General features: G+C 61.7%; 20 protein-coding genes and 2 pseudogenes. 13 read left to right on the top strand and 9 right to left on the bottom strand.

Going from position 1 to position 22,007, the window contains the following annotated elements:
- Positions 1 to 74: 74 nt before the first annotated feature.
- The gene (locus tag ACIN8IBEIGE_RS19695; protein WP_160016135.1) at positions 75 to 929 is read left to right on the top strand and encodes a class I SAM-dependent methyltransferase; all 855 of its coding nucleotides are present in this window, start codon (positions 75 to 77) and stop codon (positions 927 to 929) included.
- On the opposite strand, the gene ACIN8IBEIGE_RS19690 is transcribed toward ACIN8IBEIGE_RS19695, so the two are convergent.
- On the bottom strand, positions 926 to 2,155 hold the full coding sequence (locus tag ACIN8IBEIGE_RS19690) for an alpha/beta fold hydrolase (protein ID WP_160016134.1): 1,230 nt from the start codon (positions 2,153 to 2,155) through the stop codon (positions 926 to 928). The two genes, ACIN8IBEIGE_RS19695 and ACIN8IBEIGE_RS19690, sit on opposite strands and share 4 nt — an antisense overlap.
- Before the next feature lie 264 nt (positions 2,156 to 2,419).
- Here ACIN8IBEIGE_RS19690 and ACIN8IBEIGE_RS19685 point away from each other — a divergent pair, with 264 nt between their 5' ends.
- From ACIN8IBEIGE_RS19685 to lipB, 11 genes are all read left to right on the top strand, one after another.
- A complete protein-coding gene (locus tag ACIN8IBEIGE_RS19685) occupies positions 2,420 to 3,685 on the top strand; it encodes a glutamate-5-semialdehyde dehydrogenase (protein WP_160016133.1) in 1,266 nt (421 codons plus the stop codon).
- Between the two features lie 13 nt (positions 3,686 to 3,698).
- Complete coding sequence (gene nadD, locus ACIN8IBEIGE_RS19680) at positions 3,699 to 4,358, top strand: nicotinate-nucleotide adenylyltransferase (RefSeq protein WP_160016132.1); 660 nt, start codon at positions 3,699 to 3,701, stop codon at positions 4,356 to 4,358.
- 37 nt (positions 4,359 to 4,395) lie between these two features.
- On the top strand, positions 4,396 to 4,767 hold the full coding sequence (rsfS, locus tag ACIN8IBEIGE_RS19675; RefSeq protein ID WP_160016433.1) for a ribosome silencing factor: 372 nt from the start codon (positions 4,396 to 4,398) through the stop codon (positions 4,765 to 4,767).
- Positions 4,768 to 4,779: 12 nt separating this feature from the next.
- On the top strand, positions 4,780 to 5,247 hold the full coding sequence (rlmH, locus tag ACIN8IBEIGE_RS19670) for a 23S rRNA (pseudouridine(1915)-N(3))-methyltransferase RlmH (protein ID WP_160016131.1): 468 nt from the start codon (positions 4,780 to 4,782) through the stop codon (positions 5,245 to 5,247).
- A 13-nt stretch (positions 5,248 to 5,260) separates the two neighbouring features.
- Positions 5,261 to 7,150, top strand: a complete 1,890-nt coding sequence (gene mrdA, locus ACIN8IBEIGE_RS19665; RefSeq protein WP_090381349.1) for a penicillin-binding protein 2 — start codon at positions 5,261 to 5,263, stop codon at positions 7,148 to 7,150.
- Positions 7,151 to 7,188: 38 nt separating this feature from the next.
- Entirely contained in the window at positions 7,189 to 8,292 is a 1,104-nt protein-coding gene (gene rodA, locus ACIN8IBEIGE_RS19660; protein WP_178124405.1) for a rod shape-determining protein RodA, read from the top strand.
- Between the two features lie 17 nt (positions 8,293 to 8,309).
- Positions 8,310 to 9,320: a lytic murein transglycosylase B gene (gene mltB / locus ACIN8IBEIGE_RS19655; RefSeq protein ID WP_160016432.1), complete on the top strand. Its 1,011-nt coding sequence runs from the start codon at positions 8,310 to 8,312 to the stop codon at positions 9,318 to 9,320.
- Positions 9,320 to 10,324: a septal ring lytic transglycosylase RlpA family protein gene (locus ACIN8IBEIGE_RS19650; RefSeq protein WP_160016129.1), complete on the top strand. Its 1,005-nt coding sequence runs from the start codon at positions 9,320 to 9,322 to the stop codon at positions 10,322 to 10,324. Before mltB ends, ACIN8IBEIGE_RS19650 begins: the two co-directional genes overlap by 1 nt.
- 121 nt (positions 10,325 to 10,445) lie before the next feature.
- Positions 10,446 to 11,621, top strand: a complete 1,176-nt coding sequence (locus ACIN8IBEIGE_RS19645; protein ID WP_160016128.1) for a D-alanyl-D-alanine carboxypeptidase family protein — start codon at positions 10,446 to 10,448, stop codon at positions 11,619 to 11,621.
- Between the two features lie 73 nt (positions 11,622 to 11,694).
- Positions 11,695 to 11,970 carry a DUF493 domain-containing protein gene (locus tag ACIN8IBEIGE_RS19640; RefSeq protein ID WP_090255814.1) on the top strand — a complete coding sequence of 92 codons (276 nt, stop codon included), beginning with the start codon at positions 11,695 to 11,697 and terminating at the stop codon, positions 11,968 to 11,970.
- Positions 11,970 to 12,623, top strand: a complete 654-nt coding sequence (lipB, locus tag ACIN8IBEIGE_RS19635; protein ID WP_160016127.1) for a lipoyl(octanoyl) transferase LipB — start codon at positions 11,970 to 11,972, stop codon at positions 12,621 to 12,623. Before ACIN8IBEIGE_RS19640 ends, lipB begins: the two co-directional genes overlap by 1 nt.
- Before the next feature lie 82 nt (positions 12,624 to 12,705).
- Here the strand turns inward: lipB and lipA are convergent, their stop codons facing one another.
- The 8 genes and pseudogenes from lipA to leuS all read right to left on the bottom strand — a co-directional run bounded on the left by lipA (position 12,706) and on the right by leuS (position 21,320).
- On the bottom strand, positions 12,706 to 13,758 hold the full coding sequence (lipA, locus tag ACIN8IBEIGE_RS19630) for a lipoyl synthase (protein ID WP_160016126.1): 1,053 nt from the start codon (positions 13,756 to 13,758) through the stop codon (positions 12,706 to 12,708).
- Positions 13,759 to 13,895: 137 nt separating this feature from the next.
- A pseudogene (locus tag ACIN8IBEIGE_RS21310) lies at positions 13,896 to 14,330 on the bottom strand (methyl-accepting chemotaxis protein); the annotation flags it as partial.
- A 105-nt stretch (positions 14,331 to 14,435) separates the two neighbouring features.
- Positions 14,436 to 15,212 (bottom strand): annotated as a pseudogene (locus ACIN8IBEIGE_RS21305) (PAS domain-containing protein); the annotation flags it as partial.
- Between the two features lie 142 nt (positions 15,213 to 15,354).
- Positions 15,355 to 16,638, bottom strand: a complete 1,284-nt coding sequence (locus ACIN8IBEIGE_RS19620; RefSeq protein ID WP_160016124.1) for a lytic murein transglycosylase — start codon at positions 16,636 to 16,638, stop codon at positions 15,355 to 15,357.
- A 72-nt stretch (positions 16,639 to 16,710) separates the two neighbouring features.
- Positions 16,711 to 16,869, bottom strand: coding sequence for an alternative ribosome rescue factor ArfA (gene arfA / locus ACIN8IBEIGE_RS19615; protein ID WP_090381403.1), 159 nt, complete (start codon positions 16,867 to 16,869; stop codon positions 16,711 to 16,713).
- A gap of 80 nt (positions 16,870 to 16,949) precedes the next feature.
- Positions 16,950 to 17,984 carry a DNA polymerase III subunit delta gene (holA, locus tag ACIN8IBEIGE_RS19610; protein ID WP_160016123.1) on the bottom strand — a complete coding sequence of 345 codons (1,035 nt, stop codon included), beginning with the start codon at positions 17,982 to 17,984 and terminating at the stop codon, positions 16,950 to 16,952.
- A gap of 39 nt (positions 17,985 to 18,023) precedes the next feature.
- Positions 18,024 to 18,635, bottom strand: a complete 612-nt coding sequence (gene lptE, locus ACIN8IBEIGE_RS19605; protein ID WP_160016122.1) for an LPS assembly lipoprotein LptE — start codon at positions 18,633 to 18,635, stop codon at positions 18,024 to 18,026.
- Positions 18,636 to 18,707: 72 nt separating this feature from the next.
- Positions 18,708 to 21,320, bottom strand: a complete 2,613-nt coding sequence (leuS, locus tag ACIN8IBEIGE_RS19600) for a leucine--tRNA ligase (protein WP_160016121.1) — start codon at positions 21,318 to 21,320, stop codon at positions 18,708 to 18,710.
- Between the two features lie 226 nt (positions 21,321 to 21,546).
- Between leuS and ACIN8IBEIGE_RS19595 the strand changes: the two genes are divergently transcribed.
- A complete protein-coding gene (locus ACIN8IBEIGE_RS19595) occupies positions 21,547 to 21,990 on the top strand; it encodes a hypothetical protein (RefSeq protein WP_160016120.1) in 444 nt (147 codons plus the stop codon).
- Positions 21,991 to 22,007 lie beyond the last annotated feature (17 nt).

The raw sequence follows: 22,007 nt of genomic DNA, 5'->3' as shown, positions 1-22,007 counted from the left end.
GGGCTGTTGCCGTTTCGGGCACTCAGTTGAGCGTCGTTAAGCGGCCAGTGATCATAACAATAAGAGTCTGAATCATGTCTGAACGTGCCCGCGTCAGCAGCGCCCATATCAGCCCTAGTGCCCATTACACCGGCTATATCTGGTATCGCCACCAGTTGGCAGATGCGGCTTTTGCCACCGGTTTCGGGCGTTTTGTGCATGGTCTGCTCAGCCCCATTACCTGGGGCGCGCGGGTCGGTTTCGGCCTGGATATTGAGCAATTTCTGCTGCAACGGCATCTGCAGATTGATGCCCAGCTGACGGCGGCGATTGAGCAGGGCGGCGTGTCTCAGGTGGTAGAGATCGCCTGCGGCCTGTCGCCGCGTGGCCGCCGGTTTACCGCGCGGTACCCGCATGTGCGCTACGTCGAGGCTGATCTGCCGGTGATGGCCGCGCGTAAACGCCTACTGCTGAATGCCGAGGGCTGGCTGGGCAGTCAGCATCAGGTGCGCGCCGTGGATATCCTCGCCGAGGAGGGTGGCAAAAGCCTGGCGGCGCTGTTCGCCGAGCTGGATCACGGCAAACCGGTGGTGGTGATTACCGAGGGATTGGTGAATTACTTTGAGCTGGCGCTGATCGAGTCGTTCTGGACGCGCCTGGCCGAGCAGCTGCGCGAGTTTCCCCAGGCCGCCTACCTGACCGAACTGTACCCGGACCTGCGCGAGCACCCACGTTACCGCCAGTTGCGCTGGGGCGTCGGCCTGATCGGCCGGCTGACCCGTGGCAACTACCCGCTGCATTACCGTAATGACCAGGAGATTGTGCAGGGCTTTGAGAAGTGTGGCTTCAGTCGGGTTGCAGTATTTGACCCGAGCCGTACGGCCCAGGCGCTTGGCCTGGCGCCATCGCGCAATGCCGGGCTGGTGCGGGTGATCGAGGCGCGGGTTTAAGCGCAGGCCGCTGCTGGTAGCGGCTGCAGCTGGAACTGTGTCGCTAGCGCCTGGCTGGCCTGCTGATCGCTGTGCGGGAAAACGAAGGCCAGGCCGTTTGGATCCTGGCGCAGGGGTAGCAGAGGCTGGGCGGGTAGATCCTTGCACAGCAATTGCCAGCCACGCGTGCCGCTAATAGCCGGCAGATCAGCGTGCAGCAAGCCGCCAAAGAAACCCAATTCGCTGAGCTCTACCGTCCATTCCCCACCATCACGATGCTGCAGGCGAGCGTGGCGCTGGCTGGGCGGCAGGCGCGTTTCATGGCGTTTTTCAAGCTGCAGCAGTTGCGATTGGGCTAGCAGGCTACTGCCTGGACTGCGGCTTGGCAGGGCGTCACCGCGCAGAAACGGGTTGTACAGATTGGCGCAGGCGTCGCGCTGTTCGAATTGCGCGAGGTGATCGGCGTTGTGGATCAGGGCGCAACTGGCCTGGGCGCAGGCGGCAGCAAAGTGTGCGTGCTCCCAGGGTTGAGTGAAGTGGTCATACTCGCCTGCCAGCACCAGGGTCGGGCAGCTGGAGTGTTGTTGGAAACCCTGGAAGTCCAGCAGGCGCTGGCTGTTCTGCCGGTAGCGTTCGATATCGGCGGCTGACAAGCGCTGGATCTGCCGCAGCAGTGCCTTGCGAAATACCGGGGCTACGCCAGTCTGTTCCAGGCGCAAAGGGTTGAGCAGGCCGGTCAGCGCACCATGGGCAAAGGCCTCGCAGCGCCCTTCGGCGAGTAATGCCAGGCCCTCCTGCAGCAGCAGGCGTGCACCGGGGCGGCCGAAGGCAGTGATCCCGGCCAGCAATACGCGGGCGCAGTGCTCGGGGTGGCGGGCGGCGAACAGCGCGGCCAGGGCCGAGCCGTAGGACAGGCCGATTGGCATCAAGGGCGGTAGGTCGAGTTCATCGGCGAAGGCGGCAATCAGATCAGCCAGCTGTTCCAGGCTCAGGTCGGGCACCAGTTGCAGGTTGCCGCCTTGGCTGGGCAGGTCGAGCAGGATCACCGGGTGTTCGCTGAGCAGCTCGCTGACCTCGGCGGCAAACGAGCGAAAGCTCTGGAACGCGCCACCCAGCAGCAGTACCGGCGGGCGCGGGTCATGGCTGCGGCAGGCGTAGGCCTGGTAGTGCAGGCGCAGGTCGCCGAGGTGCAGCACCTGTGGGGCTTCGCTGAGTTGTGCGGAGCAGTAGTCGGTACGGTAATGCATGCTGATCCCACCCCGGCGGTCGGCCGTCTGTCTTGCTTTTAATGGCAAGGTAAACATTCGGACGGTTTTTGTTTACCTAACCTTCGGGCGGCTGATGCTCTGTGGTGTCACTGTTTCTCGGTGCGGCTGATGGGGCGGCGTTTGCCGGCGTTACCACAGGATGCGGCGAACGCGCTGTATACCGTCCGCCGCGCAGCGCTGGGCGTGGAGCGGCGCGACCGTTATACTCAGCGACTTTTTTCAACCGCCAGACCTGCCAAGACCATGACTGAGTCCGTGCTCGACTATATGACCCGCCTGGGACAGGCCGCCCGCAGCGCTTCGCGCGTGCTGGCGCGTGCCAGTACCGCGCAGAAAAACCGTGCCCTGCAGGCCGCCGCAGCCGCGCTGGATGCGGCCCGCAGCGATTTGACTGCCGCCAACGAGCTGGACCTGGCCGCCGCGCGCGCCAATGGTCTGGAGCCGGCCATGGTCGACCGTCTGGCGCTGACGCCGGCGGTGATTGACTCGATGATCGAAGGCCTGCGTCAGGTCGCCACGCTGCCCGATCCCATTGGCGAGATCCGCGATATGCGTTACCTGCCGTCGGGTATTCAGGTCGGCAAGATGCGCGTGCCACTCGGCGTGATCGGCATCATCTATGAGTCGCGGCCGAACGTGACCATCGACGCCGCGAGCCTGTGCCTGAAGTCCGGTAACGCGACCATCCTGCGTGGCGGCTCCGAGGCGATTCACTCCAATCAGGCGATTGCTCGCTGCATCCAGCTCGGCCTGGCCGAAGCCGGATTGCCCGCCAGTGCCGTGCAGGTGGTGGAAACCACCGACCGCGCCGCCGTTGGTGCGCTGATCACCATGCCGGAATTTGTCGATGTGATCGTGCCGCGTGGTGGCAAGGGCCTGATCGAGCGCATCAGCCGTGACGCCAAGGTGCCGGTGATCAAGCACCTGGATGGTGTGTGCCACGTCTATATCGACGTCGCCGCCGACCTCGACAAGGCCATCCGTGTTGCCGACAACGCCAAGACCCAGCGCTATTCGCCGTGCAACGCCATGGAAACCCTGCTGGTGCATGCCGCCGTGGCCGCTCAGGTGCTGCCGCCGTTGGTCGCCATCTACCGCGACAAGGGTGTTGAGCTGCGTGGCGATGCCGCGACCCGCGCGCTGCTGGGCAGCGATGTGCTGGAAGCGAGCGAAGATGACTGGTTTGCCGAGTACAACGCGCCGATTTTGGCGATTCGCATTGTCGACTCGCTGGATGCGGCCATTGAACACATCAACCATTACGGCTCGCAGCACACCGACGCGATCATCACCGAGAACTTCAGTGATGCGCGGCGTTTCCTCACCGAAGTGGATTCCGCCTCGGTGATGGTCAACGCGTCGACCCGTTTCGCCGATGGCTTCGAGTACGGTCTGGGCGCGGAGATCGGCATTTCTACCGACAAGCTGCATGCACGTGGCCCGGTCGGCCTGGAAGGCCTGACCAGCGAGAAGTACGTGGTGTTCGGCGACGGGCACATTCGTACCTGATGGGGCGTACCTGATGGCCCGACGCAGCGACGCCCGACGCATCGGTCTGCTTGGCGGCACCTTTAATCCGGTGCATATCGGCCATCTGCGCAGCGCCGTGGAAGTGTCCGATGCGCTGCAGCTCGATGAGTTGCGCCTGATCCCTAGTGCGCGGCCGCCGCACCGCAGCGCACCAGAGGTCAGTGCCGAGGATCGCCTGGCCATGGTTCGGCTGGCGGTAGTCGATGCCGGGGTGCTGCAGGTGGATGATCGCGAGCTGCTGCGCGACAAACCGTCCTACAGCATCGACACCCTGGAGTCGCTGCGCAGCGAGTTGGCAGTGGACGATCAGCTGTTTCTGCTGCTGGGCTGGGATGCTTTCTGCGGTTTACCCAGCTGGCAGCGCTGGGGCGAGTTGCTGCAGCACTGCCATATTCTGGTGCTGCAACGGCCCGATGCCGACAGTGAAGCGCCCGAGGCGCTGCGCAATCTGTTGGCGGCGCGCAGTGTGAGTGCCCCGTCGGCCCTGAGTGGGCCGAGTGGGCAGATTGCTTTTATCTGGCAGACACCTCTGGCGGTGTCGGCTACCCAGATCCGTTCGCTACTGGCGAGCGGAAAGTCGGCACGTTTTCTGGTGCCTGACGCGGTACTGGCCTATATCCATGCCCACGGACTGTACCGTGGCGCGAATTGAACACGAGGCAAACGAGTTACTTATGACTAAGGCAAAAATGCAGAGCGAAGAGTTGGTCAAACTGGCCATCGCAGCCCTGGAAGAGATCAAGGCGCAGGACATCACCACCATCGATGTGCGCGGCAAGACCAGCATCACCGATTTCATGCTGATCGCCAGCGGCACCTCCAGCCGCCACGTCAAGTCGCTGGTCGACAACGTGCTGGAGAAGGTCAAGGAGCAGGGCGTACGGCCGATCGGCACTGAAGGCATGGATACCGGCGAGTGGGCACTGCTCGACCTCGGCGACATCGTGGTTCACGTGATGCTGCCAACCGCTCGCCAGTTCTATGACCTTGAGCGTCTGTGGCAAGGTGCTGAGCAGAGCCGTGCGCAGTTCAGCGCCGAGCCTGGCCCTGAACAGGAATAAGGACGCGCAGCGGTGCGGATCAAACTGATCGCCGTCGGCTCGCGCATGCCACGTTGGGTGGAAGAGGGCTGGCAGGAATATGCCAAGCGCATGCCCAGCGAGTTGTCCCTGGAACTGGTGGAAATTCCGTTGACCACCCGCGGCAAGAATGCCGATGTGGCGCGGATGATTCGTCAGGAAGGCGAGGCCATGCTGGCCAAGGTTGCACCAGGGGAACGCATTGTCACCCTGGAAGTCGAAGGGCGACCCTGGAGTACCGAGCAGCTGGCGGTCGAGCTCGACAAGTGGCGCCTGGATGCGCGCACCGTCAACCTGATGGTCGGGGGGCCGGAAGGGCTGGCGCCCGAGGTGCAGGCGCGCAGTGAGCAGCGCTGGTCGCTGTCGCCGCTGACCTTGCCGCACCCCTTGGTGCGGATTCTGATTGGCGAACAGATGTATCGTGCTTGGACCGTGTTGTCCGGCCACCCCTACCACAAATAACCAGCAGCCATCGATGCCGCAACCAATCCGCCTCAAAGACCACGAGAAAGACGGCCGCCTGATCCGCAAACGCGCGGTGGTCGGTGCTGTGGTGGTTTTGCTGCTGACCTCGGTGCTCGTGGCGCGCATGTATTACCTGCAGGTGGTGCAGTTCGAACATCACACCACCCTGGCGGAAAACAACCGCATTCACGTGCAGCCGATCCCGCCGAACCGCGGGCTGATCTATGACCGTAACGGGGTGATCATCGCCGATAACCGGCCCAGTTTCAGTCTGACCCTGACCCGTGAGCGCGCCGGTGACTGGCCGCAGGTGCTCGATGTGATTGTCGAAGTGCTGGAGCTGGGGCCGGATGAGCGTGCGCTGTTCGAACGGCGTGTGCGTCAGGGGCGGCGACCGTTCGAACCGGTGCCGGTGCTGTTCGAACTGAGCGAGGAGCAGATCGCGCGCATCGCGATCAATCAGTTCCGCCTGCCTGGCGTTGAGGTCTCCGCGCAGCTGGTGCGGCATTACCCGCAGGGCGAGCATTTTGCCCATTCGGTAGGCTATGTCGGGCGGATCAACGAGAAAGAGCTGAAAGAGCTCGATCCGGTGGCCTACAGCGGCACACACCATATCGGCAAGACTGGTATCGAGCGCTTCTATGAAGACGAGCTGCACGGTGAGGTGGGGTACGAGGAAGTCGAAACCAATGCCCGCGGTCGCGTGCTGCGTGTGCTCAAGCGCACCGACCCGTTGCCCGGCAAGGACATCGTACTGAGCCTCGATATTCGCTTGCAGGAGGCCGCCGAAAAGGCCCTGGCCGGTCGTCGTGGCGCGATTGTGGCGATTCAGCCGCAGACTGGCGAAGTGCTGGCGATGGTCAGTCAGCCGAGTTTTGATCCCAACCCCTTTGTTACCGGTATCGGCTTCAAGGCCTATGCCGATCTGCGTGATTCGATCGACCGGCCGTTGTACAACCGAGTGTTGCGCGGCCTCTATCCGCCGGGCTCGACGATCAAGCCGATGGTCGCGGTGGCGGGGCTGGATGCTGGTGTCGTCACGCCGCAGACCCGGGTATTCGACCCCGGTTTCTATCAGCTGCCCAATCACAGCCACAAGTACCGCAACTGGAACCGTAGTGGCGACGGCTGGGTGGATATGGACCTGGCGATTGCCCGCTCCAACGACACCTATTTTTACTCGTTGGCGCACAAGATGGGCATCGACCGCATGCATGACTACATGTCCCGCTTCGGCCTGGGGCAGCGCGTTGCGTTGGACATGTTCGAGGAAACGGCCGGGCTGATGCCGTCGCGGGACTGGAAGCGGGCGCGTTACCGTCAGGCCTGGTACCCCGGTGAAACGCTGATTCTCGGCATCGGTCAGGGCTATATGCAGACCACGCCACTGCAACTGGCTCAGGCCACGGCGCTGATGGCCACACGCGGCAAGTGGATTCGCCCACACCTGGCCAAGACCATTCAGGGCCGTGCGCCAGTCGACCCGAACCCGCTGCCGGATATTGTGCTGCGTGATCCGGCGTTCTGGGATAACGGCCGTCATGGTATGGAGCAGGTGATGCACGGCCCGCGTGGCACCGCGCGCAAGGTTGGCGATGCCGCGCTGTACCGGATGGCCGGCAAGAGCGGTACCGCCCAGGTGGTGGCGATCAAGCAGGGTGAAAAATACGACCGCAGCAAGGTCGCCGAGCGCCACCGTGACCACGCCCTGTTCGTCGCCTTTGCGCCTGCGGATAACCCGCAGATTGCCGTGTCGGTAATGGTCGAGAACGGCGAGTCCGGCTCCGGCGTTGCCGCGCCTGTGGTCAAACAGGTGATCGATGCCTGGTTGCTGGATGAAAACGGTCAGTTGAAAGCCGAATATGCTCCGCCTGTGGCGGCTGAGGTCGCTGCGCCATGAACAGTAATTTTGACCGCAACCTGTCTTCCGAAGACCTGCTGCGTCGCCGCGCGACCATCCTGCAGCGTCTGCATATCGACGGCATTTTGCTGCTGTTGTTGCTGGTGCTGGCCACTGGCAGCCTGTTTATCCTGTATTCGGCTAGTGGCAAGAACGTCGACCTGCTGATGAAGCAGGCCACTTCCTTCGGTATCGGCCTGGTCGGTATGTTTATCATCGCCCAGTTCGAACCGCGCTTTATGGCCCGCTGGGTGCCGCTGGCCTATGTCGGCGGTGTGGCCTTGCTGGTGGCCGTGGATGTCATGGGGCATAACGCCATGGGCGCCACGCGCTGGATCAATATCCCCGGAGTGATCCGTTTCCAGCCCTCGGAATTCATGAAAATCATCATGCCGGCAACAATCGCCTGGTACCTGTCCAATCGCAGTCTGCCGCCGCGCCTCAAACATATCTGCATCAGCCTGGCGATGATCATCGTGCCCTTTGTGCTGATTCTGCTGCAGCCTGATCTGGGCACGTCTTTGCTGATCATCGCTTCGGGTGGCTTTGTGCTGTTTATCGCCGGCCTGCAGTGGCGTTGGGTGATCGGCGCGGTTGCGGCGGTGGTGCCGATTGCCATCGGCATGTGGTTCTTCGTCATGCATCAGTACCAGAAACAGCGCGTGCTGACCTTCCTCAACCCGGAAAGTGACCCGCTGGGCAGTGGCTGGAACATCATCCAGTCCAAGGCGGCGATTGGATCGGGCGGAGTGCTCGGCAAAGGCTGGCTGCAGGGTACTCAGTCGCACCTGGATTTTCTGCCGGAGAGCCACACCGACTTCATCATCGCCGTGTTGGCCGAGGAGTTCGGCCTGGTTGGCGTGTGTTTGTTACTGCTGGTGTACATGCTGTTGATCGCGCGTGGCCTGGTGATTACCGTGCAAGCGCAGACGCTGTTCGGTAAGCTTCTCGCCGGCGCGCTGACCATGACCTTCTTCGTTTATGTCTTCGTCAATATCGGTATGGTCAGCGGCCTGCTGCCGGTAGTGGGTGTACCGCTGCCATTCATCAGCTATGGCGGCACTTCGCTGATTACCTTGCTGGCGGGATTTGGAATTTTGATGTCGATCCACACTCATCGTAAGTGGATGACACAGGCTTGATTGGGATTATGAATTCAATGCAAAACGCGCGTGGTTGGATGGTACGTACTGCACCTTGGCTGGCGTTGGCCGGGGTGTGCGCAGTGGCTCAGCCCGCGCTGGCCGGGGATTATCAGCAGTCGCCGCAGGTAGCTGAGTTTATCGGCGAAATGACCCGTGACTATGGCTTTGCCGGCGAGCAGCTGGTCGAGCTGTTTGCCCAAGTCGAGCGCAAGCAGGCGATCCTTGATGCCATCTCGCGTCCGGCAGAAAAGGCCAAGCCGTGGAAGGATTACCGGCCGATCTTTATCACCGACAAGCGCATCAGCAAGGGCGTCGAGTTCTGGAAGCAGCACGAGGAAACGCTGGCCCGTGCCGAAGCCGAGTACGGCGTGCCAGCCCAGGTAATCGTTGCGATCATCGGTGTGGAAACCTTCTACGGCGGCAATACCGGCAGTTGGCGTGTGATGGATGCACTGTCGACCCTGGCCTTCGATTACCCGCCGCGTGCACCGTTCTTCCGCAAGGAGCTGCGCGAGTTCCTCCTGCTGGCCCGTGAAGAGCAGGTTGAGCCGCTGAACATGACCGGCTCCTATGCCGGCGCCATGGGGCTGCCGCAATTTATGCCGAGCAGCTTCCGCGCCTACGCCGTGGACTTTGATGGCGACGGCCATATCAATATCTGGAATAACCCAGTCGATGCCATCGGCAGCGTCGCCAGTTACTTCGAGCGCCACCACTGGCAGTCGGGGCAACCGGTAGTCAGCGCCGCCACCATCAAGGGGGAGCAGGCTGAACAGGGTCTGACTGTTGGCCTGGACCCGGTGAAGAATGTCGGTGAGCTGCGTGCGTTGGGTTGGGCCAGTGCCGACCCGCTGGCCGACGATTTGCCGGTGACTGCCTTCCGTCTGGAAGGTGCTGATGGCGCCGAGTACTGGTTGGGCCTGCCTAACTTCTTTGTGATCACCCGCTACAATCGCAGTGTTATGTATGCCATGGCGGTCAATCAGCTGGCCGAGTTGCTGGTTGATGCACGGGGTAAGAATTGATGTCGCGTTTGCCTTTCAAATTAGCTGCCTATGGCAGCCTGGCGCTGTTGCTGGCCAGCTGCTCGTCCACCCGTGCGCCGCAGCCGGTTGCGCCAGTGCAGCCTGGCGGGGCGATTTCCGGGCCGGGTGATTTCAGCCGGCCGCACAAGGACGGCGCGCCCTGGTGGGATGTTGATGTATCGCGGATTCCCGATGCGGTGCCGATGCCGCACTACGGCCCGGTCAAGGCCAGCCCCTACACCGTATTCGGCAAGCAGTATTACCCGATCCCCGATGCTCGTCGTTATCAGGCGGTTGGGCCGGCGTCTTGGTATGGCACCAAGTTCCATGGCCAGGCCACCGCCAACGGTGAAACCTACGACCTGTATGGCATGACCGCCGCACACAAAACCCTGCCGCTGCCGAGCTATGTGCGTGTGACCAACCTGGAAAACGGCAAGAGCGCGATTCTGCGGGTCAATGACCGCGGGCCGTTCTATTCCGACCGGATTATCGACCTGTCCTTTGCTGCCGCGAAGAAGCTCGGCTATGCCGAAAGCGGCACCGCGCGGGTCAAGGTCGAAGGCATTGATCCGCATGAGTGGTGGGCTCAGCAGGGCCGCCCAGTGCCGATGGTATTGGCTGCGCCGCAGCAAGTCGCCCAGTCCCAGCCGGTGGCACAGCCTATCGCGCAGCCGGTTGAGCACTATTCACCTCCCCCGCAGCAGCATGCCGCCGCGGTGCTCCCCGTGCAGATTGACGCAAAAAAAAACGCTTCAGTCGGAGCCTCTGGCCTGTATCTCCAAGTGGCCGCCTTCGCCAATCCGGACGCTGCGGAGCTACTCCGGTCGAAGCTGAGCGAAACAGTGGCTGCGCCAGTGTTCGTCAGCTCAGTGGTGCGCAACCAGCAGATATTGCACCGCGTGCGTCTGGGGCCGCTGAGCAGCCAAAGCGAGGCTGAGCAGCTGCAGAGCAGCGTGCGTCTGGCCAATCTCGGTGAGCCGACCCTGGTCAAGGCAGACTGACAGGGCACTTATGCTTCTTCTGCGTGACTAAACAAACAACTCCGGCCAGCCAGCGGTTGGCCGGGGGATCAGCACCTTATGCCCACTGGGCCTGTTCACCATCAGCAATCTAGAGAGACGGATGAATATCACCAGCTTTACGCAACGCGTTTTCCTATCACTTTGCCTTCTCAGTGCATCGACTGCCTGGGCCAGTCAGCCAGCAATTCCTTCGGCACCACAGTTGGCGGCCAAGTCCTATGTGTTGCTGGATGCCGCCAGCGGCAAGGTGCTGGTGGAAAACAATGGTGATCAGCGTCTGCCGCCTGCCAGCCTGACCAAGCTGATGACGGCGTATATCGCCACCCTGGAAATCCGCAAGGGCAAGATTGGCGAGCAGGACCTCGTGCCAGTCAGCGAGCACGCCTGGCGTACCGGTGGTGCCGCATCCGGTGGCTCGACCATGTTCCTGCCGCTGAACAGCCAGGCAACAGTGGATGATCTGTTGCATGGCGTGATCATTCAATCCGGCAACGACGCCAGTATTGCCCTGGCCGAGTACATCGCCGGCAGTGAAGATGCCTTCGCCGACATGATGAACGAGACCGCTGCGCGTCTGGGCATGAGCAACAGCCACTTTATGAACGCCACCGGTCTGCCGCATCCGGAGCATTACTCCAGCGCCCATGACATGGCCATTCTGGCTCGCGCCATCATCAACGAAGACCAGCAGCACTATGCGATCTACGCGCAGAAGGAGTTCCTCTGGAACAACATCAAGCAGGGCAACCGCAACCTGCTGCTGTGGCGTGACAAGACCGTTGACGGCCTGAAGACTGGCCACACCGAAGAAGCCGGCTACTGCCTGGTGGCTTCGGCTGTACGTGATGGCGCGCGGATGATTACCTCGGTATTCGGCACCGTCAGCGAGTCGGCTCGTGCTGCAGAAACCCAGAAGCTGCTGACCTATGGCTTCCGTTTCTTTGAGACCCGCACCTTCTACAAGCAAGGCCAGGAACTGGCCCAGGCCCAGGTGTGGAAAGGCGCTGTGCGTCAGGTCAAAGCCGGTCTCGGCGCTGATCTGAGCCTGACGCTGCCGAAAGGTCAGCTGGAAAAACTGCAGGCCGGCATGATGCTCAACCCGCAGCTGACCGCCCCGATTGCCCAGGGTGATGTGATCGGCAAGGTTGAAGTGAAACTGGGTGAAGAAGTGGTGCACAGCGCCGATCTGATCGCTCTTGAGGCTGTTGAGGAAGGTAGTTTCTTCCGCCGCCTGTGGGATAGCATCAGCCTGTTCTTCTTCGGATTGTTCAACTGATAGCGTGACCAGCGCGCCCTTGCCGACCTGCAGGGGCGTTGTTGTTGCCACGGCTTACGAGGCCGTTACTGCCATGAATCAACCAGACGTCAAATCGCACAAAATCGAATTCCCCTGCGCGGACTACCCGATCAAGGTCGTCGGCGACAGTGGCGACAACTACAAAAGTACGGTGATCGAGATCCTTAGCCAGCACGCCAAGGTCGATCTCAGCACCCTGGCCGAACGCCAGAGTAGCAACGGCAAGTACACCACCGTACAGCTGCATATCGAAGCCACCAGCGAAGATCAGTTACGCGATATCAACAGCGCCCTGCGCGCGACCGGTATCGTGCACATGGTGCTGTGATGGACCTGCCGCTCGGCTTTCGTGAGCTGGGCCAGGTCGACTATCAGCCTACCTGGCATGCGATGCAGCGCTTTACCGACAGCCGTGGCGCGGATACGCCTGACGAAATCTGGCTGCTCGAACACTCCCCGGTATTCACTCAGGGCCAGGCCGGTAAGGCCGAGCATGTGCTGTTTCCCGGGGATATTCCGGTGGTGCAGGTCGATCGCGGTGGGCAGGTGACTTACCACGGTCCGGGTCAGCTGGTGGCTTACCTGCTGCTGGATGTGCGCCGCAGCGGCATTGGTGTGCGCGAACTGGTGAGTCGTATCGAACGCAGCCTGATTGATCTGCTCGCCAGCTATGGTGTCAGCGCCAACGCCAAGCCGGACGCGCCGGGCGTGTATGTGGATGGCGCAAAGATCGCCTCGCTCGGCCTGCGTATTCGCAATGGCCGTTCCTTTCATGGTCTGGCCTTGAACGTGGATATGGATCTGCAGCCGTTCCAGCGTATCAACCCCTGCGGCTATGCCGGTATGGCCATGACTCAGTTGGCCGATCAGGTGGCGGGGCCGATAGAGCTGTCCGAGGTCAGCGCGCGGCTGCGCGAACAGCTGGTCAAGCACCTTGACTATGCACAGCAGCAGAACTTGGCGGGCGCAATAGACTGCTAGAGCTGGCAGGGCAGAAAGGCAGAGCAGATACACAAACGCCTGACCGCAGGCAAAGCCCAAGGTCAGGCGTCGTGTGGCTCAATCAGTTCAGATTGAGGGCGGGAATCAGGCTGTTATCGAGCGGTTGGCCCGGCACGGGCACCGGGGCTGCCAGGCCTAGGTTGTTTTTCTCGAACACCTTGTCGGCGCGATAGCTGGAACGTACCAGTGGGCCGGCGGCGACTTCCATAAAGCCCTTCTGCAGGCCGATTTCGCGCAAGCGATTGAACTCTTCCGGGCTGACCCAGCGCTGCACCTTCAGGTGGTTGCGGGTCGGTTGCAGATATTGGCCGAGGGTGAGGATATCGACGTTGATGGCACGCAGGTCATCCATGGTTTGGATAATCTCTTCATCCGTCTCGCCAAGGCCCAGCATCAGGCTGGTTTTGGTCAGCACATCCGGGCGGTGACGCTTGGCGTGAGCCAGCACGTTCAGGGTTTTTTCATAGCCGGCACGCGGGTCACGCACTACATGGGTTAGGCGTTCAACCGTTTCGACGTTTTGCGCGAACACCTCAAGGCCGGAATCCACCACGCGTTCGATGGCCTGCAGATCGCCGTCGAAGTCGGGGGTTAGGGCTTCCACCACCACATGTGGGGTATTGTCCTTGATCGCCCGTACGCAGGCCGCGTAGTGGCTGGCGCCGCCGTCATCCAGATCGTCGCGATCCACCGAGGTCAGCACGATATAGCGCAGGGCCATCAGCTCCACCGACTTGGCGGTGTTCTGCGGTTCTTCCAGGTCCAGCCAGCCATTGGGGTTGCCGGTATCCACCGCGCAGAAGCGGCAGGCGCGGGTACACACCGAGCCCATCAGCATGATGGTCGCGGTACCGTTGGACCAGCATTCGCCCATGTTCGGGCAGTGGGATTCCTGGCACACGGTGCTCAGACGGTGTTCGCTGACATTGCGTTTGACCGCCTCGAAGCGGCTGCCGCCAGGCGCCTTGACCCGTAGCCACTTGGGTTTGGGCTCGAACACCTGAGGCTCACTGGAGGCGCGGCGCTTTTGCCCGTCCTTGATCGCGGTGATGCCTTGGGTGGTACGGAATTTTTCGCCACTGGCGACGGTTTTAGGCGGGGAGGTATCGGACATCGGCAATCTGGGCTCCGCTAGAGGCTCCGTGAACGAGGCGGCTTGTGGCCGCCGCGCAGCTTATCACAGAAGCTGACCGTTCAGTCCGGCGGGCGCCGTGCGGTTCAGGCGGGCGGCTCGCGGGCAGCTGCAGGGGGTTATTGCTGCAACTGGTTGGCGAACTGTTCAACGGCCTGTACCACCTGCTTGGCGCCTTCCTGAATCTCCACAATGACCGTGCCCGCCTCATTGGCCAGGTTCAGGCCTTGCTCTGCCTGCTGGCGGCTGCTGGCCATACTGCTCACTGCCTGCTGGGCCAGGCTCTGGTTTCTTTGCACCACGTCGACGATTTCCTCGGTGGCCTGACTGGTGCGGCCTGCCAGTTGACGGACTTCATCAGCCACCACGGCGAAGCCTCGGCCCTGATCACCGGCTCGCGCGGCTTCGATGGCAGCGTTCAGGGCCAGTAGATTGGTCTGTTCGGCAATGCCGCGAATGGTCTGCATGATGGTGCTGATCAACTGCGACTGCTTGTCCAGGGCCTCGATGCCTTCGCTGGCGTCCTGCATTTGCCGGGCAATGCGCTGCATGACTTCGACGGTTTGGCTGACCACGTTGGCACCCTTGTTGGCGCTGGCGTCGGTTTGTTGTGAGATGCTGTAGGCCATGTTGGCGGCATTGGCCACGGCCTCTTCCTGATTGACCTGGTCGGTGATCACGGTGGCAAACTTGACCACTTTGTAGAGCTTGTTGTGGTTATCGACGATGGGGTTGTAGGAAGCTTCCAGCCAGACCGTGCGACCTGCACTGTCGATGCGCTTGAAGCGTCCGGCGATAAACTCGCCGCGGTTAAGCCTGGCCCAGAAGGCTTGGTAAGCCTGGGAGTTGTACTCCTCGGCTTCGCAGAACTGGCGATGATGCTTGCCTTTGATCTGCTCCAGGCGATAACCCATGCCATCGAGAAAACGCTGGTTGGCGGTAAGTACTTCGCCGGCCAAGTTGAATTCAATCACTGCGGTGGAGCGCAGCAGTGCATCGATCAGGCCTTCGTGCTCGCGCGACGTGGTGATGGTACGGGTCAGGTCGGTGGCGAGACAGGCGAAATAGAGCAGCTCGCCACGGCCATTCAGTACGGGCTGCCAAACGGCGCGGAGCCAGGCTTCCTGACCATTGCCGCGGAGCAAGCGAAAGGCTCCGTTGAGGTGTTCGTGCTGGCGCAAGGCCTGCTGCAGGCTCCGGTAGTTGGGCTCGTTGTGGAACGATGCAGGGATCAGCGATTCCAGTGTACGACCCAGCAGGGTGCTGCGCTCGTAGTGCATTTCGCGGAGAAAATCGTCGTTGGCGTGGCGAATCGTGCCATTCGGGTCGATCTCTATTACCAGCATTTCACTGTAAATCGAGTCGCGGATCTGCCTCAGGCTGGCCAGCTCTTCACGCAGCTCGGCCAGTTCTTCTTTCAGTTTGTTGTTGAACATCGCAAGGCACCTTGTAAAAAGGTTGGCTGACCCCTGAGTGAATTGGGCATGTCATTAGCGGTTGTCGGCAGCAGGCGCCGCTACTCAAGTGTAGTTGAGCAGCGGATTGCCGCGGACTTAGCGTCTTGCGTTGCGCGGGTGCTTACCTGAGCTGCTGCAGCAGCTCATGGCTGGGGTAGCCATCGGCAGGTTGCCCCTTGGATTGCTGAAAGGCGCGTACGGCCTTGCGCGTGTTGGCGCCGATAATGCCGTCCGCCGGGCCTGGCTCGTAGCCTTTGCTGGCCAGCAACTCTTGCAGTTCGATGCGTTCGCTACGCCCCAGCTGACGATCATTGCGTGGCCAGGCGGCCTGAACGCCGGGGTTACCGTCCAGGGCGTCACTGAGCAGGCCGATGGCCAGTGCGTAAGCGGTGGAGTTGTTGTACTTGAGAATGCTGCGGAAGTTATTCAGCAGAAGGAACGCGGGACCGCGATAGCCGGCAGGCAGAAACAGCGTGGCCTGGCTTTGCTCGTTGGCATCAATGGCTCTGACCGGGTTGATCCCAAGGGTACGCCACTGCGCCAGGCTGCGGCGCACTTCCGGGTCGGCCAGGGCATAATCGAAACCCTGCGGTAAATTCACTTCAAAGCCCCAGGGCTGACCATTTTCCCAGCCAGATGCCTGTAGGTAATGTGCGGCAGAGGCTAGGGCGTCAGGCGTTGAGGTCCACAGGTCACGGCGGCCATCGCCATCAAAATCCACGGCATGCTGGTTAAACGTGGTTGGCATAAATTGGGTTTGTCCCATGGCGCCCGCCCATGAACCGATCAGTCCCTGTGTCGGGGCGTCGCCGGCTTGCAGGATCTGCAGTGCGGCCAACAGCTGGCTGCGCCAGAACACCTGGCGGCGGCCATCGTAGGCCAGGGTGGCGAGGGAGCGGATGACGTTATGGCTGCCGATATTGCTGCCGTAATTGCTTTCCATGCCCCAGATCGCGATCAGTACTTCGTGGTCCACCGCGTAGGCGCTACGAATGGCTTTCAGGGTTGGCCGATGCTGTGCCTTGAGCAGGCGGCCCTGGGCGATCCGCGAGACGGAAACGGCGCCATCGATGTAGTCCCACACCGGGCGGGTAAACTCCGGCTGGCTGTTGTCGGAGGTCACCACTCTTGGGTCCAGGGTGATGCCGGCGAAGGTGCGATCGAACAGATCGGCATCGATACCGGCGGCGATGGCATCGCTGCGTAGCAGCATGCGCCATTCATCGAAGCTGAGTAGCAGGGTTGGGCTGCTGACCACGCTGGCGGTTGGGACTGCAGGGGCTGTGCTGGTTGTAATTGGCGCGGCTGCAAGCGGCTGGGCCGGCGCTTCGGCGCAGGCAGTCAGAAGCAACAGGATGCAGGCGGTGGCGCTATGGGACAGGCCCCGAAGAAGCAGGTAAGGCATGGTGGTCTCGGCACATTTTGCAGGCCGTAACCTTAGCATGATTGAGGCGCTATGCGGGCTGTGGCGGGCTTTTCAGGCCGCCAGAAAGTATGAAGCCTCCCAGTTTTGCTGGGAGGCTTCGCGGCGGTAGCTGCCTTTGCCTTTGCTGGGTGTTTCCTGGCGTGAGCGAAACAGCGGTTGGGCTATCAGGGATTTGGCCTTGTTAGGGCCGCGTTTGGCTTTCTTCGCCATGACGTTTCCTCGGCAAATGACCTGCACGTCGCAGGCGGGCGAAGCATGATCCGCACACTGCCAAAAGTCCAGAGTCTGCGCTAGCGGGATAGACCCAGGCGTTGGCCACAGATGGCTAGCGTCAACAGGCTCAGGCCGCTCCAGGGGTCGCCGGCCGCCTGGCCTTTGATCTGCGCATCGATCTGCTGTGCATCCTGCAGCAGCGCTGCCCAGCGGTTGGTTGAGAGTCGTTGCAGGGCTTTGCTGACCAGGGGGCGGCGTTTGTCCCAGACCGGTGGACGGGCGGAACTGAAGGCTTTATCCAGCGGCATGCCCTGGCTGTACTGCTGGGCGATGGTGGCCAGCAGGCGAATTTCCCGGGCCAGGGCCCAGAGAATTACCGGAGGTTCGACGCCTTCACCGCGCAGCCCTTCGAGCATGCGCAGGGCATGGGCGGCTTCGCCATTGAGGGCCGCATCGATCAGGCCGAATACATCAAAGCGTGCACTGTCGGCGACCGAGGCATGTACGGTGTCGACGTCAATCTGTGTGCCTTCGGCCAGCAGTTTGAGTTTTTCGACTTCCTGGGCGGCGGCGAGCAGGTTGCCTTCGACGCGCACGGCAATCATGTCCACAGCTTCGGCGCTGGCGCTGAGGCCCGATTGCGCCAGGCGCTGACGAATCCATTGCGGCAGCTGGTTTGCATCCACCGGCCAGATCTGCACGAACTGCGTTTGCGCGCCTTCGATCAACGCCTTGCCCCATTTGGTCTTCTGCGCGCTGCCGTCGAGTTTCGGCAGGCTGATCAGCAGCACGGTGTCTTCGGCGGGGCGGGCGAGGTATTCCAGCAGCGCGGCGGCACCCTTGTCGCCGGGCTTACCGTTGGGCAGGCGTAGCTCCAGCAGGCGTTTGTCGGCAAACAGCGACAGGCTGGCACCGGCTTGCAGCAGGTTGCCCCAGTCGAAGTTGTTGTCGGCGTTGAACACCTGGCGCTCGCTAAAACCCTGCTGGCGGGTGGCGGCGCGAATAGCGTCGGTGGCTTCCTGGCAGAGCAGCGGCTCATCGCCACTGACCACATAGACCGGGCTCAGGTTGCCCTGCAGGTGTTTGCCGAGTTGTGCGGAATTAAGTTTCATGGAGGCGCAGAGCGGGGCCGCTGGCGCGGCCCGGCGAGCTTACTGGGCGGGAATCGGCAGCTGAATCGGCGACTGCTGCGGTTGCGCGGCCTGTTGCTGGCGAGCGGCCTCCAGGGCATCGGCTTCGGCCTGAGCCTTGGCTTCTGCGGTTTGCTGCAGTTGGTCCAGTTGCGCTGGGCTGATCTGCTGCAGGCGCTGGACCAGTTGCTGGATCAGTTCGCGGTTCATTTCCTGGCGAATCTGCGCGGCTTCCTGGTCACCGCCAATCAGGTTGTTGCCGTCCTGGGTGTAGAAGCTTTGGGCTTCCAACTTGTCGCTGATCAGCAGCAGGTCTTTGCTGCCACGGATCTCGTATTCGAGGGTTTTGTTCAGCTCGTACTCGGCGGTGCGGGCCGAGCTGGTAAAACTGGCGGCGCGGCGATTTTCCTGCTCGTTACTCAATACCAGACGGTATTGTGCGCCTGGGTAGACCTTGACGCCGTTGTTCTGCAGCACGTCGCGTACTTCGTTGACGGTTTCGCCATAGGCGTTGCGTGCGCTGACATGCAGTTCCTTGAGGGCGAACTGCACGTCACCGGTGCCGCGCAGCTGGAAGCCGCAAGCGCTGAGCAGGGTAGCCAGGCCAATTACCAACAGATTCCGTTTGATCATCTTTTATCCCCTTGGCGTGTCTTGCGGCGCGCCGTTGTGCGGTCGCGCCGAGCTTAATCAGTTGGCGACTAGTCAGTTGGCAACAATGTTGACCAGTTTGCCTGGCACCACGATGACCTTGCGAATGCTCAGGCCCTCAGTAAAACGCAGCACGTTCTCGTTGCTGCGGGCACTGGCTTCGACATCTTCGCGGCTAGCACTGGCCGGCACTTCAATCTGCCCGCGCAGCTTGCCGTTGACCTGGATCACCAGGGTCAGGCTGTCCTGTACCAGGGCAGATTCATCCACCTGTGGCCAGGTGGCGTCGATGATGGCTTCGTCGTGGCCCAGTTCCTGCCATAGCTGATGGCTGATATGCGGCGTGATTGGCGCCAGCAGCAGAGCCACGGCTTCCAGACCTTCCTGCAGCAGGGCACGGTCTTGTACTGTGGTTTGTGCGGCTTTCTCCAGCACGTTCATCAGCGTCATCACCTGGGCGATGGCGGTGTTGAATTTGTGATGCTGGCCAATATCGAAGCTCGACTGTTTGATCGCCAGATGAATCGCCCGGCGCACGGCCTTCTGCTCGTCATTCAGGCTGGCCAGGTCGAGTGCACCGGCGATGCCCTGGTTGACGTGGTTTTGCGCCAGGCGCCAGACGCGGCGCAGGAAGCGGTTGGCGCCTTCAACGCCAGCGTCAGACCATTCGCAGCTCATGTCCGGAGGTGAAGCGAACATCATAAACAGACGGCAGGTGTCGGCGCCGAACTGATCAATCATCGACTGCGGGTCGACGCCGTTGTTCTTCGATTTGGACATCTTCTCGGTGCCGCCGATTTCCACCGGCAGGCCGTCGCTCTTCAGTTTGGCACTGATGACCTTGGCTTTTGCATCACGCTCCAGCTCGACGTCGGCCGGGTTGAACCAGTCCTTGCCGCCGTTTTCCAGGGTGCGGTAGTAGGTCTCGGCGACCACCATGCCTTGGGTCAGCAGGTTCTTGAACGGCTCATTGGAGGACACCAGGCCTTCGTCACGCATCAGCTTGTGGAAGAAGCGCGCGTACAGCAGGTGCAGGATCGCGTGTTCGATACCGCCAATGTACTGATCCACAGGCAGCCAGTGGTTGGCCGCTTCAGGGTCGACCATGCCGCCGTTGTAATGTGGCGAGGCGTAGCGCGCGTAATACCAGGACGACTCGACGAAGGTGTCCATGGTGTCGGTTTCACGCTTGGCCGGTGCGCCGCATTTCGGACAGCTGCATTCGTAGAACTCCGGCATACGCGCCAGCGGGCTGCCGGCACCGTCCGGCACTACGTCTTCGGGCAGTACCACCGGCAGCTGGTCTTCCGGTACCGGTACGTCACCGCAGCTAGTGCAATGGATGATCGGGATCGGGCAGCCCCAGTAGCGCTGACGGCTGATGCCCCAGTCGCGCAGGCGGAACTGGGTCTTGCGTGCGCCGTGGTCGTTGGCTTCCAGATCGGCGACGATGGCGTCGAAGGCGGCGCTGAAGTCGAGGTTGTCGTACTTGTCAGAGTTGATGCTGGTCAGCCCGGTCTTGTCGCCGTACCAGTCATGCCATTGAGTGGCGTCGTACTCTTTGCCTTCGCCGGTGTAGACCTGCTTGATCGGCAGGTCGTACTTGCTGGCGAACTCGAAGTCGCGCTCATCGTGCGCTGGCACGGCCATGACTGCACCTTCGCCGTAGCCCCACAGCACGTAGTTGGCGACGAATACCGGCAGCTTGTCGCCGGAAAGCGGATGAATAACGTATTGCCCGGTGGCTACGCCCTTCTTCTCCATGGTGGCCATGTCGGCCTCGGCCACGGAGCCGGCTTTGCATTCGGCGATAAAGGCAGCGATAGCCGCATTACTCTCGGCAGCGCGCTGGGCCAGCGGATGCTCGGCGGCGACGGCGACGTAGGTCGCGCCCATCAGGGTGTCGGGGCGGGTGGTGTAGACCTTGAGCTGGCCATCGATACCGACACTGGCCTGGTCATAGTCGAACACCACATCAGCGCCGAAGCTCTTGCCAATCCAGTTGCGCTGCATGGTCTTGACCTGTTCCGGCCAGCCATCCAGTTCGTCCAGGCTACTCAGCAGCTCTTCCGCATAGGCGGTGATCTTGAAGTAGTACATGGGGATTTCGCGCTTTTCGATCACCGCGCCCGAGCGCCAGCCGCGGCCGTCGATAACCTGCTCGTTGGCCAGTACGGTCTGATCCACCGGGTCCCAGTTGACGCTGCCGTTCTTGCGGTAGATCACGCCTTTTTCGAACAGGCGGGTGAACAGCCACTGTTCCCAACGGTAGTAATCGGGTTTGCAGGTGGTGACTTCGCGAGTCCAGTCCACGGCCAGGCCCAGCGACTTGAGCTGGGTCTTCATGTACTCGATGTTTTCGTAGGTCCACTTGGCAGGTGCGACCTGATTCTTCATCGCGGCGTTTTCTGCCGGCATGCCGAAGGCGTCCCAGCCCATGGGCTGCAGCACGTTCTTGCCGAGCATGCGCTGATAGCGGGCGATCACGTCACCGATGGTGTAGTTGCGCACATGGCCCATGTGCAGCTTGCCGCTCGGGTAGGGGAACATCGACAGGCAGTAGAAGGTCTCCTTGCCCGGCTGTTCGCTCACTACAAAGGATTTCTGCGCGTCCCAATGGGACTGCGCGGCGGCTTCGATTTCACGGGGCGAGTACTGTTCTTGCATGGCTACCGGCGCTGGGAATAAGGGCTTGCGGGAAACGCCGTAGCATACATGAGCCCCGCTTATTCAGGGAAACCCTGATTGCGCCGCGCGCCAGTGATGGCGGCCCGGTCATGCTCGTCTGCGGCGCCTGGCTGGCTAAGCCGTTTGTCGCGAGGTACTGCCGGTTAAAGCGCGAACGCTAAGCTTGCTATATGGAGCGGCAGCCTGCTCCGGGGCGAGGTGAAGGATGGCGGAGTTTCGGCGTGGTGCAGCGGGGGGCGGGCTCTATGAGCGGCTGCTGCAGCGTCTTGCCATGGCGTTGGATGAGGCGGATAGCGTGAGTGCGCTGTCCGCACAGCCGCCGCTGGAACTGGAGCTGCGCGGCCTGACGGCGGCGGAAATGGAGTTGATTCGCGCCTATCTGAATCGCGACCTGGACTGGCTGCGTGGCTGGCATGCGGCCGCGCAGGAAATGGCGCAAATCGAACAGCTGCCGAGCTCACGCAAGGTCGGCCGCACCGGTCATAAACCCACGGCGGCGCTGCCCAACAAGGTCAAACCCCTGCTAAAACGTCGTTTACAGCTTTGCTGCGCCCTGTGTGGCACTCTTGCGGGCTGGCAGTCCGGCAATGGCGTACAGGCCTGTAAAGCCTGCGGCTCGCAGTTGTTTCGGGCGAGTAATCATCGGTAGGCTGCGCGCACCCATGG

It is taken from the genome of Pseudomonas sp. 8BK, from assembly GCF_902506475.1.
GTDB lineage: Bacteria > Pseudomonadota > Gammaproteobacteria > Pseudomonadales > Pseudomonadaceae > Aquipseudomonas > Aquipseudomonas anguilliseptica.
The sequence above is the reverse complement of the archived record's forward strand: the minus strand, read 5'-3'. Positions and strand labels throughout refer to the sequence as shown.